The organism is Enterococcus montenegrensis (assembly GCF_029983095.1).
GTDB classification, from domain to species: Bacteria; Bacillota; Bacilli; order Lactobacillales; family Enterococcaceae; genus Enterococcus_C; species Enterococcus_C montenegrensis.
This window is the reverse complement of record NZ_CP120467.1, coordinates 1,706,257-1,725,136: the sequence shown is the minus strand read 5'-3', so window position 1 is coordinate 1,725,136 and position 18,880 is coordinate 1,706,257. Positions and strand designations below refer to the sequence as shown.

General features: G+C 33.9%; 15 protein-coding genes. 14 read left to right on the top strand and 1 reads right to left on the bottom strand.

The window, feature by feature from the left end; genetic code table 11:
* Positions 1–75 precede the first annotated feature (75 nt).
* From P3T75_RS08365 to P3T75_RS08345, 5 genes are all read left to right on the top strand, one after another.
* Positions 76–516: a GtrA family protein gene (locus P3T75_RS08365; RefSeq protein WP_282461326.1), complete on the top strand. Its 441-nt coding sequence runs from the start codon at positions 76–78 to the stop codon at positions 514–516.
* 99 nt (positions 517–615) lie between these two features.
* Entirely contained in the window at positions 616–1,221 is a 606-nt protein-coding gene (locus P3T75_RS08360; RefSeq protein ID WP_230708763.1) for a superoxide dismutase, read from the top strand.
* A 64-nt stretch (positions 1,222–1,285) separates the two neighbouring features.
* Positions 1,286–1,765 carry a GNAT family N-acetyltransferase gene (locus tag P3T75_RS08355; protein WP_282461325.1) on the top strand — a complete coding sequence of 160 codons (480 nt, stop codon included), beginning with the start codon at positions 1,286–1,288 and terminating at the stop codon, positions 1,763–1,765.
* A gap of 51 nt (positions 1,766–1,816) precedes the next feature.
* Positions 1,817–5,017: a GW dipeptide domain-containing protein gene (locus tag P3T75_RS08350; RefSeq protein ID WP_282461324.1), complete on the top strand. Its 3,201-nt coding sequence runs from the start codon at positions 1,817–1,819 to the stop codon at positions 5,015–5,017.
* Between the two features lie 233 nt (positions 5,018–5,250).
* Positions 5,251–6,192: a glycosyltransferase family 2 protein gene (locus P3T75_RS08345; RefSeq protein ID WP_282461323.1), complete on the top strand. Its 942-nt coding sequence runs from the start codon at positions 5,251–5,253 to the stop codon at positions 6,190–6,192.
* 624 nt (positions 6,193–6,816) lie between these two features.
* On the opposite strand, the gene P3T75_RS08340 is transcribed toward P3T75_RS08345, so the two are convergent.
* Entirely contained in the window at positions 6,817–7,776 is a 960-nt protein-coding gene (locus P3T75_RS08340) for an XcbB/CpsF family capsular polysaccharide biosynthesis protein (RefSeq protein WP_282461322.1), read from the bottom strand.
* A gap of 140 nt (positions 7,777–7,916) precedes the next feature.
* On the opposite strand from P3T75_RS08340, the gene P3T75_RS08335 reads away from it, so the two are divergent.
* The 9 genes from P3T75_RS08335 (at position 7,917) to P3T75_RS08295 (ending at position 18,854) form a co-directional block, all read left to right on the top strand.
* Complete coding sequence (locus tag P3T75_RS08335) at positions 7,917–8,117, top strand: cold-shock protein (protein ID WP_206905513.1); 201 nt, start codon at positions 7,917–7,919, stop codon at positions 8,115–8,117.
* Between the two features lie 99 nt (positions 8,118–8,216).
* Complete coding sequence (gene tagD / locus P3T75_RS08330; protein ID WP_282461321.1) at positions 8,217–8,615, top strand: glycerol-3-phosphate cytidylyltransferase; 399 nt, start codon at positions 8,217–8,219, stop codon at positions 8,613–8,615.
* A gap of 128 nt (positions 8,616–8,743) precedes the next feature.
* Positions 8,744–9,808 (top strand): ABC transporter ATP-binding protein, encoded by a 1,065-nt coding sequence (locus P3T75_RS08325; protein WP_282461320.1) that lies wholly within the window; start codon positions 8,744–8,746, stop codon positions 9,806–9,808.
* A 23-nt stretch (positions 9,809–9,831) separates the two neighbouring features.
* Positions 9,832–10,641, top strand: a complete 810-nt coding sequence (locus tag P3T75_RS08320; protein ID WP_282461319.1) for an ABC transporter permease — start codon at positions 9,832–9,834, stop codon at positions 10,639–10,641.
* A 156-nt stretch (positions 10,642–10,797) separates the two neighbouring features.
* Positions 10,798–11,913: an LCP family glycopolymer transferase gene (locus P3T75_RS08315; RefSeq protein ID WP_206905524.1), complete on the top strand. Its 1,116-nt coding sequence runs from the start codon at positions 10,798–10,800 to the stop codon at positions 11,911–11,913.
* Between the two features lie 372 nt (positions 11,914–12,285).
* Entirely contained in the window at positions 12,286–14,421 is a 2,136-nt protein-coding gene (locus P3T75_RS08310; protein ID WP_282461318.1) for a penicillin-binding transpeptidase domain-containing protein, read from the top strand.
* A 127-nt stretch (positions 14,422–14,548) separates the two neighbouring features.
* Complete coding sequence (locus P3T75_RS08305; protein WP_230708756.1) at positions 14,549–14,830, top strand: AAA family ATPase; 282 nt, start codon at positions 14,549–14,551, stop codon at positions 14,828–14,830.
* A gap of 3 nt (positions 14,831–14,833) precedes the next feature.
* On the top strand, positions 14,834–16,873 hold the full coding sequence (locus P3T75_RS08300) for a cation:proton antiporter (RefSeq protein ID WP_282461317.1): 2,040 nt from the start codon (positions 14,834–14,836) through the stop codon (positions 16,871–16,873).
* A gap of 85 nt (positions 16,874–16,958) precedes the next feature.
* Entirely contained in the window at positions 16,959–18,854 is a 1,896-nt protein-coding gene (locus P3T75_RS08295) for an ABC-F family ATP-binding cassette domain-containing protein (protein WP_282461316.1), read from the top strand.
* Positions 18,855–18,880: the final 26 nt, after the last annotated feature.

Sequence of the window (18,880 nt, the reverse complement as noted above, 5' to 3'; positions counted from 1 at the left end):
TCTTTGAAATTAGTAGAAGAAAAGCTTACATTTGTGTATGATGGAAAACGAAATGAAAAGTAAAGGAGTAATTTTGTGAATTTCTATTTAAAATTTAAACATGAACTAGAAAAAAGGCATTTATGGGAAGTTTTTATCTATCTTTTTTTTGGCGGACTGACAACGTTAGTAAACATAATTATTTATTTCATATTTAGAGAGTGGATAAAGACCAATTATATAATGGCAAATATAATTGCAAATATGATTGCAATTTTATTTGCGTTTATAACTAATAAAGTTTGGGTATTTCATTCGAGAACTGAGAACATTAAAGAATTAATTGTAGAATTTAGTAAATTTGTATTTTATAGATTATTATCTTTCGGGCTAGATATGATTTCTATGATGATTTGCATTGATATGTTACAGACTGGTGATTTATTCGCAAAATTATTTACTCAAGTCTTAGTTGTCATTGCTAACTATCTTTTTAGTAAATTGTTTATTTTTAATTCAAAAGATAAAGTGGTTTAAATGTTGCTCAAATTAATTAAATTGAGGCATATTTTTTGAATAATTGACTTTTCTCTGATAGTGTTTACATTGTAAATAACATTTAGGAGGATTTCGAAAATGGCTTATACTTTACCAGAATTACCTTACGCATATGACGCATTGGAACCTTATATTGACGTGGAAACAATGCACTTGCATCATGACAAACATCATAATACTTATGTGACAAATTTAAATGCGGCTTTAGAAAAATATCCAGAATTAGCAGAAAAAAGTGTGGAAGAATTGATTGCTTATATGGATGAAATTCCGGCTGATATTCGTACCGCAGTTCAAAATAATGGCGGTGGACATGCCAATCATACTTTCTTTTGGGAAATTATGGCACCGAATGCTGGCGGGGCGCCAACGGGTTCTTTAAAGGATGCGATTGATGAAACTTTTGGCTCTTTTGAAGATTTTAAAAATGAATTTAAAACAGCCGCTACAGGACGTTTTGGTTCTGGTTGGGCGTGGTTAGTAGTAGATAATGGTAAATTGGCGATTATGTCAACAGCCAATCAAGACTCTCCTTTAATGGAAGGTAAGACACCAATTATCGGTTTAGATGTATGGGAACATGCTTATTATTTAAAATATAAAAATGTACGGCCAGATTACATTGCAGCTTTCTGGGAAGTTGTAAACTGGGACAAAGCAAACGAACACTTTGAAAAAGCATAGTAAGTAGTCTAAAATGTGATGAAGGGAAACTTTCATCACATTTTTTTATTTTGGAGGCGTTGAAGTGGAGAAAAAAAAGGTTGAAACACAAAATGATATCCAGGCTTTATATCCTGTCGTGGTCGAAATTTGGCAAGAATGGTTTACGCCGATAATTGGCGCAAAACAAGTTGATTTTATGTTGCATAACTATCAGTCAGAAAAAAATATTGCGGATGAAATTAAAAGCGGTGTGCACTACTTTGCATTAATACAGGAAAATGAAATAATTGGCTACACTGCCTATGAAATAAAAAATGAAGTTATTTATATCAGCAAACTTTACATCAAAAAGCAATTTCGCGGGCAAGGGTTAATGCGTCATATCTTTGATTGGTATGATAGCCTAAGTAAGGCACTAAACTTGAGACAACAATTGCGGGTGAATCGGGATAATGCACAGTCTGTGGCAATTTATAAGCATCGCGGCTTTAATATTGTTGCCACCAAAGACGATGAAATTGGTCAAGGATTTATTATGAATGATTATATTTTGGAAAAATAAATCATTTTTTTGTGGCTTACTCATGATAAAATGAAGTATCAATTATGAAGTTTGGAGAATAAAAATGAAAAAAATTTTTTTAGTTTATTGTTTTTTTGCAGTGTATTTATTTTTTTTGTAACGGGTAAGTATGTCTATGCAGAGGATTTTGGATTGGGAATTGAAAGTGATCCAATTCAACAACGGCTTGATAAATCAAACAAGGAAATGAACCAGCAATCAATAGCATTGCCGAAATTACTTAATACACAAGCCACATACTATTGGGCAACAGACAATTCTTTACCTAATAAAGATTTTATTGATGTGTCATCATGGAATGAATATATTTCAGTAGCGCAGTATCAACAGATGAAAAGGTATGGCTTACGTGGCGTGGTAGTAAAATTAAGCGAAGGGACTTATTATCAAAATAAAACTTATATGTTTTCACAAATAAACAATGCAAAGGCTGCAGGTTTAACTGTTTCTGTTTATCATTATAGTAAGTTTAAAAATAGTAAGGAAGCTGTTTCCGAAGCAAATTTTTTTGCAAATATTGCAGATTCTTTAGAGCTTTCAAAGAATACTGTCATGGTCAATGACATTGAAGATTATACTGTTTTAGGAACAGCGATTACTAATAATTCGCAAACTTTTGCAAAGCAATTGAATTCAAGAGGATACAAAAACGTCATTCATTACACTTCTGCAAGTTGGGTGTGGGGTGCATCTCCACTACTCGATCCTAAAAAAATTGGTAACAATAATTTATGGATTGCACAATATCCAGTAAACCCTAATAAAAATAATTTGTTAAATTCTGCTTATTCGGCTTGGCAATGGGCTTCTACCTTAAAATATCCCAATATAAATACAGGAATAGGAACTTTTGATATAAATATTGACTATAGAGGGCGCTTTACTGGAAAAATATATGATTCTATTAATAAATCATATACAACTGATTTTCCTGTTCAGGTTAAGGGAAAAAATTTATCTTCCAAGCATGGTGTATGGTCGGATGTTTATAATACCAGAGAAGGAATAATAAATTATGGCAATGCTGGACAATATGCGGACAAAATAGGGTTTGTAACTGAAGTAGCAAGTACCAATCGTTCAACATACTGGAAAATAAATTTTAATCAGAAAGATGTATGGATTGATAAAGAGGCATTTATTTTGAATCTTGATAGAGTAGTCAGTAATAGCCAGATTGATTATCACTTATGTATTAAAGATAAGTCTATATCGAATCAGTTTACTCTTTGGTCTGAACCATATCGAACTTCTTCTTCGAGTGAATACTTGGGTGAGGCTGGAAATTACGAAAATATAAAATTTAGATCTACCAATGTGGTTAAAACTAATAGTGGCGGAACTTTTTATAAAATTCATTTAAATGGTAATAAGGTTGCCTGGTTAGATTCGAAAGCATTCTATGAGCCAATTATAGCGAATGATAGTACAAGCTATCGGGCTGAGATTCGAAATGATGCAAACAAACAAGGGGTTTGGAGTGCACCATATAATACTGAAAATAATATTAAGTACTATGGTAATGGCGGACAATACGTTGGGCAAACAGTAAGTATTACAAAAGTAGCGAAAACCCCACGCTCAACTTATTTACAATTTACTTTAAATGGTAAGACAATGTGGATGGATAAAGCTGGATTTAACGAGCAATTGTATCCAATTATCGAAAATGAGAATATGCAAGTAACTGGGACGATAAAAACAGATACTGTAGCGAAATCTCAAGGAATATGGCAGGCACCGTGGAATACACAAATAACAAATCAATATTATGGAAATGCAAGTGGGTACGCAGGTAAAACAGTTCAGATAACAAAGCGAGTAAAGTTATCAACGGGAACAGTTTATTATCAATTTAGTCAGGCTGGTAAAAATATTGGTTGGTTAGATTCGAAAGCATTCTATGAGCCAATTATAGCGAATGATAGTACAAGCTATCGGGCTGAGATTCGAAATGATGCAAACAAACAAGGGGTTTGGAGTGCACCATATAATACTGAAAATAATATTAAGTACTATGGTAATGGCGGACAATACGTTGGGCAAACAGTAAGTATTACAAAAGTAGCGAAAACCCCACGCTCAACTTATTTACAATTTACTTTAAATGGTAAGACAATGTGGATGGATAAAGCTGGATTTAACGAGCAATTGTATCCAATTATCGAAAATGAGAATATGCAAGTAACTGGGACGATAAAAATAGATACTGTAGCGAAATCTCAAGGAATATGGCAGGCACCGTGGAATACACAAATAACAAATCAATATTATGGAAATGCAAGTGGGTACGCAGGTAAAACAGTTCAGATAACAAAGCGAGTAAAGTTATCAACGGGAACAGTTTATTATCAATTTAGTCAGGCTGGTAAAAATATTGGTTGGTTAGATTCGAAAGCATTCTATGAGCCAATTATAGCGAATGATAGTACAAGCTATCGGGCTGAGATTCGAAATGATGCAAACAAACAAGGGGTTTGGGGTGCACCATATAATACTGAAAATAATATTAAGTACTATGGTAATGGCGGACAATACGTTGGGCAAACAGTAAGTATTACAAAAGTAGCGAAAACCCCACGCTCAACTTATTTACAATTTACTTTAAATGGTAAGACAATGTGGATGGATAAAGCTGGATTTAACGAGCAATTGTATCCAATTATCGAAAATGAGAATATGCAAGTAACTGGGACGATAAAAACAGATACTGTAGCGAAATCTCAAGGAATATGGCAGGCACCGTGGAATACACAAATAACAAATCAATATTATGGAAATGCAAGTGGGTACGCAGGTAAAACAGTTCAGATAACAAAGCGAGTAAAGTTATCAACGGGAACAGTTTATTATCAATTTAGTCAGGCTGGTAAAAATATTGGTTGGTTAGATTCGAAAGCATTTTATGAATTGGTCTTAAAAGAGGAAAATTATCAGAAAAAGTTTGTAATTAATAGTACTGCAATAAAAACAGATGTGTGGTCAGCACCTTATAATATTCATTCTGGGATAAGAAAAATTGGTACTGGAGAACAGTTTGTTAATCAAGAAGTTCTTGTGCTAAAAAAAGTGATAACAACAAAAGCTGTCTATCTACAATTTAAATATGGAGAAAACAACTACTGGATGGACGAAAATGCTTTTGTAGATATAGTGAGCAAAAAAAATGAAGAAATACCAAATTCTACAAAAACTACTCCTGATAGTATGGAGTCTAATATTATTGATTAATAAATGAGATCACTCTAACCTAGATATTTTTATACATTTGGGAAATATCTGTCAGTATCTTTTCTATTTTATTGATAGATATTTTCTTTATGATCTTTCTATTTTTTAGTATAATTATGTATTATGATAAAAAATACTGGCTAGTAAAGTTTCAAAAATCGAAAAAAACTTGTGTATCTTCCATTCTCGGTATATCTTAGAATAGATACTGATAAAAAAGAGGGAAATTATTAATGAAGCAGAAAATTTCAATTGTTGTACCTTGTTATAACGAAGAAGAAGTTCTACCTATTTCTAGTAAAGCATTGTTGACCTTACTAGAAGATATGGTTGAGGAAGGGTTAATTAGTGATGAAAGTAATATTACTTTCGTAGATGATGGAAGCAAAGATAAAACATGGGCTATTATCAATAAATTATCAGAAAGTAATCCACATTTTAAAGGAATCAAATTTAGCCGTAATTTTGGTCATCAAAATGCACTTTTAGCTGGAATGACGGTTATGAATGAGAAATCTGATGCAATTGTAACGATTGATGCTGATTTACAAGATGATGTTAATGCAATTCGAGAAATGGTATCAGCTTTTTTATCTGGATACGATGTTGTTTATGGTGTTCGTAATAATAGAGATAGCGATACTCCTTTTAAAAGAAAGACAGCAAACTTATTCTATTCTTTAATGAATAAGTTAGGTGTAAATACGATACCAAACCATGCTGATTTCAGATTAATGAGTAAACGTGCTACAAAGGTCTTACTAGAATTTAAAGAAGAAAATCTATTTTTGAGAGGAATGGTACCTCTTGTTGGGTTTAGCAGTACAAAAGTATATTATTCTCGTAAAGAGCGAGCTGCAGGAGAATCTAAGTATCCACTGAAAAAAATGGTTAACTTTGCTTTAGAAGGAATTACGTCATTTTCAATTGTTCCTATACGGTTTTTACGTAATTTGGGGATTGGAGTTTTCTTTGTAGGAATTATTTATATGTTGTATATTTTCATACAACATCTTATTGGAGATGTTGTCTCTGGGTGGTCATCGATTATTATTAGTATTTGGCTATTGGGTGGATTACAGTTAATTGGTATGTCAATTGTGGGAGAGTATATTGGCAAAATATATTTTGAAGTGAAACGGCGTCCAAGATTCATTATAGAAGAAACTATATAGTATATAGAGTTTAATAATGAAAATTTTTTACTATATTTAATTACTATGATAGTTATTTATCTGAATAATAAAGTGTTACAAGTATAACATAAGTGAAAATAAAAAAATTGTCATTTTTTTGAAAAAAATCAGCTATATCAGTTATTAAACTGAGATTTTTTCTTATCAAGAATCAGTATAAAAATTTGATTATTGTGTAATAAACAGTTATTTACTAATATTTTTTTGAAAGCATTGTATTTTGTAGAGATTATTTTTAAAATATTAGACTGACTTGTTTAGTTGCACATAAAAAATATTCAAGTATATTGTTTGAATAGACTTTCAATCATATTTATCAGTTTTGATTTTCTACAATACTAATAGGACACAAAAGAAAAACTCCTTTGATTTCATTTTACAGAATTCAAAGGGGTTCTTTTTATATTTAATTTGTTTTGTGGATATTTTCCATTTTATAGGCTAAAACATTTTTTCCTAATTTGTTAAGTTAATTCCCAAATTATTTTTATATAAAAAATGTTGAAAGAACTTAACAACATCTCCTGGTATAAAAATAATTGTGTTGTATAGGTACTGAAAAATGTATTTATTCTCTAATAATCAAAGCTTAGAAAGTAAATACTATTCTTCCATAAAAAGCTTGTTAATATAATAAATCTGTTCAACTGTTGAGTTTGCTGAAATATCAGGATGAGTGTGTATATGGTTGTCTCTAATGTCCAGTATTGTGATACGATCTTTTTTAAAACTTTGAAATTGTTTAAATGTAAAGGGAACTTGGGCCGAACCTATGATATATTTTGGCTCTTGGTTGATATTTAAAGTGTTAATATCCTTTTCTATCGATAAAGGCCGCACATCTTTTAAGTACATTAAATCATTTTTATTATTATGTTCTTCCAATGTAATAATCGGATCTACAATGCACGCTTTATAGTTACCTAAAAAGCTATGATAGGTTGCACCAGTACCACCTTTAGAGCCTCCGTAAAAAACTACATTCTTTTTGTCAATTTCATATTGTCCCATTATAAAATTAATTGCCCCTTGTACATCTTCTTCAAATTCTGGATAATTTGGTGTGTTAAGATACATACTACCGGTATTCATATTCACATCCATAATTCGCATAATAAGAGTGTTTTTTATGATATGCTTTTGAATGGACGGATAGTTTTGTGTGAAGCATCTATTGGCTATGTTAGGAGACATATAATTATTTCCGTCTGGCATAGATGAAAACATTACTAATAAGTGTAATGGTGCCAAAGTATTAACTTTGTTGTCAGGTACTTTCTGAATTGTATAAAATAACTCTCCGTATTTTATCAAATCGGTCCGTTTCCAGATAGTTTGAATAAGCTTTCGTTTTATAAAGAATGATTGTTTATTTGCATAATAATAGAACATGTAGTCATTTTCCATCAATTTGCGATAAAATGCGTGGGCAGATGAGTCGATTCTTGAAAACTGGATAATATTTTTGTCATTAGGCATTCGAATGATAATTTTATCAATAGTAAAATCAATATCAGTATCACCATATGAATATGTTTCATAGGAAAGATTAATATTTTCCACAAAGTCATCTCCTTTTTTTATTAATTATATCAATTTATCTAACATTTACAATAAAATAAAGTTTGCTACCGCTTTCAAATTTCGTTATAATTAAGTGACGGAATATCCGTTAATTATAATTTTTGGAGGCTACACGAAACATGGAACAAGGAAAAGTGAAATGGTTTAACAACGAAAAAGGGTTTGGCTTTATTACAACTGAAGGTGGCGATGATGTATTCGTACACTTTTCAGCAATTCAAGGGGATGGCTTTAAAGCATTAGAAGAAGGCCAAGATGTTGAATTTACCATCGTTGAAGGCGCTCGTGGCCCACAAGCTGCGGAAGTAACTAAATTATAATTTAGTTTTTAACCGGATTTTGATCCGGTTTTTTATTTGGTTGCCTTTTTAAAGCTTTTTTGCTATCTTCGTTATAAGAAAAAGAAACGAGGGAAAGACATGAAACGTGTTATTACTTATGGAACTTTTGACTTATTACATTATGGGCATATTAATTTATTGCGCCGTGCGAAAGAGCAAGGGGACTATTTAGTAGTTGCTTTGTCAACAGACGAATTTAACTGGGATGAAAAGCAAAAAAAATGTTATTTCAGTTATGAAAAACGCAAACAATTACTAGAAGCAATTCGTTATGTGGACTTGGTTATCCCAGAAGAAGGTTGGAATCAAAAATCAAGTGATATCAAATTGTATCACATTGATAAATTTGTTATGGGAGACGATTGGGCTGGTAAATTTGATTTTCTACAAGAAGAAACAGATGCAGAAGTTATTTACTTACCACGTACGCCAGAAGTTTCTACGACACAGATAAAAAATGATTTAAAACTAAAATAAACAAAAAAGTCGAGATTTTTCTCGACTTTTTCATATTTTTGTTCTATTTTATTAGAGGCAGTTTTGCCCAACAACTAAAATATGGTATGATGTAGCGTGAACTATTTCAAGTCAATATCTGGTAAAGGATGAAGATTTTGGAAAATAATATTAAAGTAAGAAGCACTCTTGTCACCAAAGAGTACGATTTGTACAAAAAGAAATCCGATAAAGTAAAAGCGTTGTTCAAATTTTATCACCGAAATGTCCCACGCTTTTGGGCACTAAAAGGCGTCAGTTTTGAAGTGAAAGCCGGCGAATCAGTAGGGATAATCGGGATAAATGGTTCAGGTAAGTCAACTTTATCCAATATCATTAGTGGAATTATTCCACCAACATCAGGCACGATGGAGGTAAATGGTGATACTTCTATTATAGCTATTGGTGCCGGTTTAAAGCCACAATTAACTGGTATTGAAAATATTCGATTAAAAGCATTAATGACCGGAATGACTAATAAAGAAATCGATGCAAAGATGGAGAAAATTGTTACTTTTGCCGACTTAGGTGATTTTGTAAATCAACCGGTAAAAAGTTATTCTAGCGGGATGAAATCCCGGTTAGGTTTTGCAATTGCCGTTCATAATGATCCTGATATTCTTATTATTGATGAGGCTCTATCCGTGGGGGATGAAACTTTTTATCAAAAATGTGTCGATAAAATTATGGAATTTAAAGAACAAGGGAAGACTATCTTCTTTGTTAGTCACTCACTTTCTCAAGTGGAAAAACTTTGTGATAAGACAATTTGGATGCATTATGGAACTTTAAGAATGTTTGATACTACTGAAAAAGTCATGAAAGAATACCAAGCATTTATTGATTGGTTTAAGAAACAACCGAAAGAAGATCAAAAAAGTTATCAAGATAAATGTAAAGAAGATCAAAAAAGCTTTAGTCTTGAAAAGTTAAATAAATTGCTACCAAAAGATACAGAATTGAACAAGCAGCATCTAGATAAAAATCAGTTGGAAAAAAATCTGAAAAGAATTCCTTTAGGAGATCGGATGACTATCCCAACCAAAATGATTTTGATTAGTAGTTTTATTTTGCTTATGTTTTTATCTTTGGTGTCATTTAGCGGACATTCTGTCACGTGGGCAGTGCGGCACCCATTAGAAATTTTAGCGCGCTATTTCCATTTTTTAAAATAAGTGACTGGTAAAGGAAGATTCAAGTGAAAGAGATATTTGAAGTAATAAAAGAGCAATTTCGCCATTTAGGCATGATTATTAGAATGTCACGTTATGAAGATAAAGCTACATATCAAAGTCATTATCTGGGACTTGCGTGGCAAATCTTAAATCCTGCTATTCAGGTGGCAATCTATTATTTAATTTTTGGTGTTGGGATTAGCGCCAATCGGAAAATCGATGGTGTTCCTTTTTTTGGTTGGATGTTAATAGGTATCACAGCATGGTTTTACATGAATTCGGGTGTTTTAGGAGCGTCAAACTCTATCCATCGACAAGTGGGTATGGTCGCCAAAATGAAGTTTCCTGTAAGTATTTTACCAACGGTTAATATTGTTAGTAATCTATCTTCTTATTTCCCAATGCTAGCGATTGTAGTTGGAACAATGTTTATTTTTAAAGTTCCGGTGACAATATATTGGTTGCAATATTTTTATTATTTTATTTGTATGATTATCTTTTTGTTTGCTTTTGGCTTGTTAAATGCAACGATAACAGTTTTGATAAGGGATTATCATATTTTTCTTCAATCTGTGTTACGTTTACTCTTTTACGTGTCTGGTCCAATTTGGGATATAAATAATAAAAATTTGCCTATACCATTAGTCAAACTTTTAAAACTTAATCCTTTTTATTATATTATTGAAGGATTTCGGGATTCCTTCTTGAGTAGATCTTGGTTTTGGGAGAAAACGACTTATGGCTTAATTTTTTGGCTTATAACTTTAATTTTATTAATCCTTGGCAGTCATCTGCATATGAAATTCAGAGCACGTTTTGTCGATTATATTTAGTACAAGGAGCGATCATTTTTGGTCGCTTCTTTTCATTTGTGTTGCAAAAATATTAAGTTTGAGTAATAAACGTAAACTTAGATTGCCGAAATAAAAGAAGTGTGGCAAAATTTATACGATATTCAACAAATGAAAAAGTTAACTAAGAGGTGTCCAATGCGTTTATATCAAAAAATTATTTTGGGAATTGTAGGTCTAATTACGGTTGCAGTTTTAGGCGCTACTGCTTATGGCATTAAAATGTATCACGATGCGAATAGTTCGTTTAATGCGATTGTTGAAAAAATTGATCGAAAAAATAGTCGCCACGTTTCAAAAGCTAATATCGATAATACGGAGCCGTTTTCAATTTTATTAATGGGAATTGATACGGGAGCTCTAGGACGAACAGAACAAGGGCGTTCTGATTCTATGATGGTAGTAACGGTGAATCCTGCAAAAAAACAATCAACGATTGTTAGTCTAGACCGCGATATCTATACGCAAATTGTTGGCTATGGTACGATGGATAAATTGAATCACGCCTATGCTTTTGGTGGTGTAGAGATGGCAATGGATTCTGTTGAGAATTTGTTAGATGTTCCATTAGATCATTACGTATCTATCAACATGCAGGGGTTAAGAGATTTAATTGATGCTGTTGGTGGTATAACAGTTGATAATAAAATTGATTTTACGTTAGAAGGAGTCCATGTTCCCAAGGGGAAAATTAAACTCAATGGTAAAACGGGTTTAGCTTATGCCAGAATGCGGAAACAAGATCCTCAAGGGGATATCGGACGACAAAAGCGACAACGTGAAGTTATTACTAAAATTGTCAATAAAGTAATGAGTCTTGATAGTGTCGCAAACTATCAAAAGATTTTAAAAGCGGTAGAAAAAAATACAAAAACAGATCTTTCTTGGGAAGATATGTTAGATATCGCCAATAACTATATTCCAGCCTTTAAAACAATCAAACAAGATCAACTCGAAGGTGAAGGACAAATGATCAATGGCATTTATTATCAAATGCTGGGTCTTAATCAAGTCCTGGAAATGCAAAATAAATTAAAAACGGAATTGAATTTACCGACAAGTGAAACTTTGCCAACTGGTGATGAATATACAAGCGGCTATGCTCAAGGACAATTTTACGATGATACAAACCAAACTGCAGAAGCTGATGGTTCTGTTCAAAATGTGACCGGAACAGAAAATTATGGTGATGGTAGCCAAGATGGAAGTAATACTGGTTATGATCAAAATTACGATGAGCAAGCGGCCTATTAATTAAACTTAAAGATAATGTGAAGGCAATCCTTTGAAATAGGATTGTCTTTTTTATGTGTAGAGCAATTAGTGGGGAGCAGCAGTGATAGGGCTGCTTTGAAAATATAATTATTTTTACTTACCCACAGTTTTGTAGAAATAAAAGCTTACTAAAAGTAATGTTTCACGATTTATGAGAAATGATTTGATACTAAAGTCTGAAATTCATGCATTTTGTTTAGATAAAATTAAAAATATAATTATTCTTGTGGAACATTTTAAAAATACTTAGAAAACAAGCTTAAGGTTTTATTTATTTAGTGAATAAAACTGTATTATCAATGTTTTTTTGGTAAAATAAGACGGTACTGATGTTTTGGAAGGATTTGACACATGAAAGATCTTAAAAATAAATTAACACGAGCCCATATTGAAAAAAAATTAAAAGATGGACGAGCACCTTCAAAAACGGCGCCTCGTTCTCATGTTCCGTTTCGCTTGAATTTCCTTTTCTTTATTATTTTCGCATTGTTTATTGCTTTAATTGCGCAATTAGGTTATTTGCAAATTGTAAATGGCGATAATATTGCAACGCAACTAAAAGCCTCGTCGACAATTAAGATTAAAGGAAGTACACCACGGGGCATGATTTATGATGCAACGGGAAAAGCATTGGTATCAAACGAAGCAAATCCTGCGATTACCTTTACCCGGGGTAATACTATGTCAGCTGAAGATTTACTAAAAATAGCCAATCGCTTAAATGAATTAATCGACGTTCCAATTGAAAAAACATTGCAAGAGCGCGATTTAAAAGATTATTGGCTGGCGAATCCTGAAAATCTAAAAAAAGCCAATAGTCGTTTGAGTGCAAGTCAAAAGTTGATCACCGATCAAAGTAAACGTTACGCCTTGTTAGTTGATAAAGTTTCGGATAAAGAAATTCAATTTGATACAAAACAAAAGAAAGCTGCGATGATTTTCAAAAAAATGAACAGTGCATCGGCACTAAATACTGTTTATATTAAAAATCGCGATGTTACTGATGAAGAACTTGCTATTGTAGCAGAACGGGCAAGTGAGTTATCTGGAGTTTCTACAGGTACGGATTGGAGCAGAGACTATGCTCAAAAAGGCTCGCTGCGTAGTATTTTAGGCAATGTATCAACTGAGACAACGGGGTTGCCAGCAGAAGATTTAGAGAAATATCTAGCAAAAGGCTATGCTAGAAATGACCGGGTTGGGACAAGCTTTTTAGAAAAGCAATACGAGGATGTTTTGCAAGGAACAAAATCTCAATATGAAGTGATATTAGATCGACAAGGTAATATTTCCAGTCAAAAAGAAGTCTCGCCGGGAGCAAAAGGGGATAACTTAGTGTTGTCGCTAAATGCAGAATTTCAAAAACGGGTTGAGAATATTTTGAAAAAGAATTACCAAGGATTAATCAATGCCGGAAAAGCTGACTATTCACCGGGAGCCTATGCTGTGGCGATGGATCCCAATACCGGTGGTGTGTTGGCGATGGCGGGTTTCTTACACAAAGAAAAAAGTGATGATTTAGAAGAACATGCCCTAGGGACTGTGCAGTCAGCTTTTGTACCAGGGTCTGTTGTTAAAGCGGGAACGCTAACGGCAGGTTGGCAAAATGGTGTCTTAGAGGGCAATGAAGTTTTGTATGATGAACCGATCAAAGTTAACGGTACCGAAATAAAGGCTTCTATTTACAATAAAGACGGCAGTGGCAGTCGTAATTTGTCTGCCCGTAAAGCATTGGAAATTTCCTCTAATGCTTATATGATGAAAGTGACCTTTAAATTACTGAATATGAATTATCAGTATAATGTTTCAATGCCTTTAATTGATAAACAGGTGAAAGCTTATGATGCGTTACGCAAAGCATTCTCAGAATATGGGATGGGCGTAAAAACAGGAATTGATATTCCCAATGAAGAAGATGGTATTTCTACACCAATTCGTTATTTGGATTCACAAAACAATGGTGGTAGTGTGCTAGATTTGTCTTTTGGACAGTTTGATACGTATACGCCGATGCAACTGGCCCAATATGCAGCAACTGTTGCAACTGGCGGCAAAAGAATTCAACCTCATCTCGTGAGTGGTATTTATGGCAATGATACAAATGGTGGACTAGGTAACTTGAAAAAAGCCATTCAACCGAAAGTTTTAAATACAGTTAATCTTTCCAAAAACCAAATGGATATTATTCAAGGTGGTTTTTACGATGCCGTTCATGGCAACGATCCTTTTACTACGGCTACTGCCTTAGCTGGAGCAAAAATGACGGCCTCTGCTAAAACAGGTACTGCCGAAACGGCTGTTTATAAAGATGGCAAAAAAATTACCGATACCATTAATAGCAATATTGTGGCCTATGGTCCGTCTGATGATGCAAAAGTAGCAATCAGTGTCATGCTACCAAATTTAAAAAATGACGATGACCATGTCAATGTAACAACCGCTAAAGAAATTATGGATGCTTACTATGATCTTTACATGAACAACTAAAAAGTAAGGGGTGTGACAATTTTTGTCAGGCCTCTTATTTTTTTGTTGCCTTATTTTTTGTTGTTACTTGTCAAGTACAGATGTTTGCGCTACTGTTAGGGAGACATTTTTAAAGGGAGTAAAAATCATGAGTAAAGACTTTGAAACACAGCTGAATTTATTACGGACAAAATATGGTAGTTTAACAATGGCAGAAAGACGGCGTATTTTGGAAAAAGTGCGACGTAAAAATCTTTTCAGCTATCGAAAATTGGAACGCTTAAAGCACGAACTCCTACGCTTAGAAGCAAAAAGAGCACAATTGGAGCTTGAAGAAGAACCAGGTGAGTTAACGGAGCTTGAACAAAAAATTGTGGCGCGCAAAGAAATCTTTTTAAAATTATTATGTGAATTTAAACAAAAGGAGTAAGGCATGGAATTAGTTGAATTAATTATTTTAATTGCTGTTGCAATTACTTTTTCAAATATTTTTGCCAAAATTATTCCCACCATTCCTATTTTTTTCATTCAAATATTTTTTGGAATTCTCGTTGGTTTATCGAGTTACGGTCGGACGTTAAATTTTAGGCCGGAAATCTTTCTGGTTTTAATTATTGCTCCGTTGCTATTTCGCGAAGGGGAGCACGCAGATTTACCGGTAATTTTTAAAAACTTTGGTACCATCTTGTCTTTGGCTTTTGGTGGTGTGTTGGTAACTCTTGTGGCAGTAGGTTTGACATTGCATACATTGATGCCGACGATCCCTTTAGCTGCTTGTATGGCTTTTGGTGCTGCATTAGGACCTACAGATGCAGTAGCAGTCACTTCGATTACCAAATCGCTGAAAATTCCTGATCGCGTTATGCGGATATTAGAAGGCGAAGGACTTTTAAATGATGCTTCTGGCGTTACGGCTTTTCAATTTGCAACAGTTGCTCTTATTACGGGTAGTTTTTCATTGTGGCAAGGTTCTTGGCGTTTATTATTTGCCAGTGTCGGTGGGGCTTTAGTCGGGATGATAGTAGTCTGGGGAAAAAGAAAATTAATTCGCTTAATTGAACAACTATCCGCACAAGATGTTACGGCTTATCTACTCATTGAGCTATTGCTTCCTTTTGTAGCCTATGTTTTTTCTGAAATTATCGGTGTGTCGGGAATTATTGCGGCAGTTGTCGCTGGTGTTATGCAAGCTACTGGGCGTCAAAAAGTGACATTGTTTCAAGCAGAACTTGCTAATGTCTCTACTGCAACATGGAATACCATCGTATTTACCTTAAATGGGTTAGTCTTTATCTTTTTAGGAATTGAGATTTCGCAAGTTTTCTCACCAATCTGGGAAAGTGACGTCTATGCAAACTGGGTACTCCTTTTAGTTATTGTGGCAGTTACGGCGATTTTGTTTTTTATCCGTTTCATTTTTTTACTTCTTTTAAATCTTTTTAGTACCAAAAAAGGAAAAGCCAAAACGTGGCAGGAAATCTTACTTTTAACATTTGGTGGTGTGAAAGGAACCGTCAGTTTAGCTACAATTTTTATTTTACCCACAAGTCTTCATGGTGAAATCTTTCCTGAACGTAGTGTTTTGCTATTTTTGACAGCTGGTGTCATTTTATTAAGCCTCGTCATTAGTTTAGCTGTTTTACCGCAATTAGCTGATGGTGAAGCGGAGGTTCCCGTGGATGAAAAAGGATTAGCTATTTTAGCTGAAGTCAAAAAAGAATTACGGATAGACCAAAAAGAGACAACCTTAACTGAAAGTGAACAAATTGCCTTAAAAGCGGTTATCCAAAGTTATGAAAATCGCATGTGGGATACGTATACTGCCGCAATGACTGAAAGTGAACGTCAAGAAGTGCAAGAAATTCAAGCTTTGATTATTGGGATTGAGCGAGATGGATTAGATGAAAGTTTTCGCCGCCATGAAATTGACGTGAACACCTATCGCTTTTATTCGCGGTTTATTGCAAATTTCCAACATTCTGTAGGGCAACAAATTTTATCTTTTCTAGCGTTTTGGCTATTGGTTGTACGCCGAATTATTCGCGTAATTTTACATCCAAAATTATTTTTTGAACGAAGACAAACTACACCAAAACAAATGCAGCCAAATGACTTAAGTCAGATAAAAAAAGTTTATTTGCGTAATACTAAATTAATTAAGCAAAGCTTGACCAGTTTAGATGGTGTTTATGATGAAAAAATTATTGCTCATTTCTTGGAACAACGGCAAAATATGATGGGACGGCTAGAATTAAATGATTTTATGGCTGCGGTCATGATTCGCCAAGATCCAGCTTATATTAAAGAAATGCTACGGGGCTATTATTTAGAGCGAAAAGTAATTGATACATTTGAAACGGCCGGTACAATTACCACTTTTGCGGCAAATGAATACCGACGTAAAGTAAATTTATTAGAATCTTATGCGATGGGCCAGACGGGGAATTTACCCAAAATTCCTTTTTTTAGATGAATTTAAATTAAGCAGATAGGTATTTTGCCTACCTGCTTTTTTTTACAAATAATGGTACAATGTGTGAGATATTGGAGGGGAACAAATGAAAGAATTAAAAGTAGTAGGCTTAAATAAAACTTACGGCGAAAAGACCTTGTTTTGTGATTTAAACTTTATGATCCATGAAAAAGATCGAATTGGTTTAATCGGAATTAACGGAACTGGTAAAAGTAGTTTGTTAAAAATTATTGCCGGCATTGAAAGTGGCGACGGTGATTTGAATCCTCTAGAATATGCCAAAGATTATCGCATTGCCTATTTAGCCCAAGAAAGTGATTTTGCGGGTGATCAGACGGTTTTACAAGCAGTTTTTGAAAGTGATAGTTTAAAAGTTCAAGTCGTTAAAGAATACGAACAGGCCTTGCAGCAACTGACAGAAGATGGTACGAATGAACAAGCTCAAAAACGTTTTGTAAAAGCCGAAGCGGCTATGAATGAGCAAGATGCCTGGCAAACAGATACCAATGCCAAAATTATTTTACAAAAATTGGGTATCCAACAACTAAATGAACCGATTAAAAATTTATCTGGGGGCCAACAAAAACGGGTCGGATTGGCACAAGTTTTAATTGATGAACCTGATTTGCTTTTATTAGATGAACCGACAAACCACTTAGATTATGACGCGATTACTTGGCTGGAAAATTATTTGAAAAATTACCAAGGATCGCTTTTAATGGTCACCCACGACAGGTATTTCTTGGACCGTGTGACTAACCGGATTTTTGAACTAGCAGACGGTGCATTACAAGAATTTAATGGTAATTATGAAAACTATTTAGCCGCAAAAGCGGAAGGAGAACGGGTAAACGCTGAAGCAGAGCAAAAGAAAAAGCAGCTTTATAAACAAGAACTGGCTTGGATGCGTGCTGGTGCAAAGGCAAGAACGACTAAGCAGCAAGCTCGTATAAATCGTTTTGAAGATTTAAAAGAGAGTATGGGGCAAAATAAAGGTGATGACCAAGTAAGTATTGAAATTGCGACAAAGCGTCTTGGTAAAAAGGTCGTTGAATTAAAAAAAGCAAATTATGCTTTTGAAAATAAAGTGATTGTAAAAGATTTTGATTTATTAATTCAAGCGCGAGAACGAATTGGTATTACAGGTGAAAATGGTGCAGGTAAGTCGACGCTGCTAAACATTATTGCGGGTAAAATCCCTTTGCAAAGCGGAATTTTAGCAATTGGTGAAACCGTAAGAATGGCCTACTACACCCAACAAAACGATGCCGTGGACCCGAATCAGCGAATGATTAGTTATTTACAAGAAGTAGCCGAAATGGTCAAAAAAAATGATGGTACCACAGTTAGTGTAACTGAAATGCTGGAGCGCTTTTTATTTCCGCGTCATACCCATGGGACACCCATTGGAAAACTATCTGGGGGTGAAAAACGGCGCTTGTTTTTATTGAAATTATTGATGAGTCAACCAAATGTCTTGTTGTTAGATGAACCAACCAATGATTTGGATATTGCAACTTTAACGGTTTTAGAAGATTATTTAGATACATTTGCCGGTGCTGTTTTAACAGTTTCCCATGATCGATATTTCTTAGACAAAGTAGCAGAAAAATTACTAATTTTTAATGGCAATGGAAATATCACTTCTTATTTTGGCAGTATCACCGATTATTTAGCCAACAGCTTAGAAGAAGATATGCTACCAAATGCAACAAAGAAGGTAAGTGTGGAAACTACGCATACAAAAGAAGCTGCGATTAAGAAAAAACTAACCTATATGGAACAAAAAGAGTGGGAAACAATTGAAGAAGATATTACTGCCTTGGAAGAAAAAATTGCAGCATTAACTGAAGAAATGAATCATCAAGGAGCAGACTTTACAAAATTACAAGAATTACAAAAACAAATTAGTTCATCTGAAAAAAACTTAGAAGACAAAATGCAACGTTGGGAATATTTAAGCGAATTTGTAGTGGATTAAAGAATTTATCAGTGAAATTTGAGGGG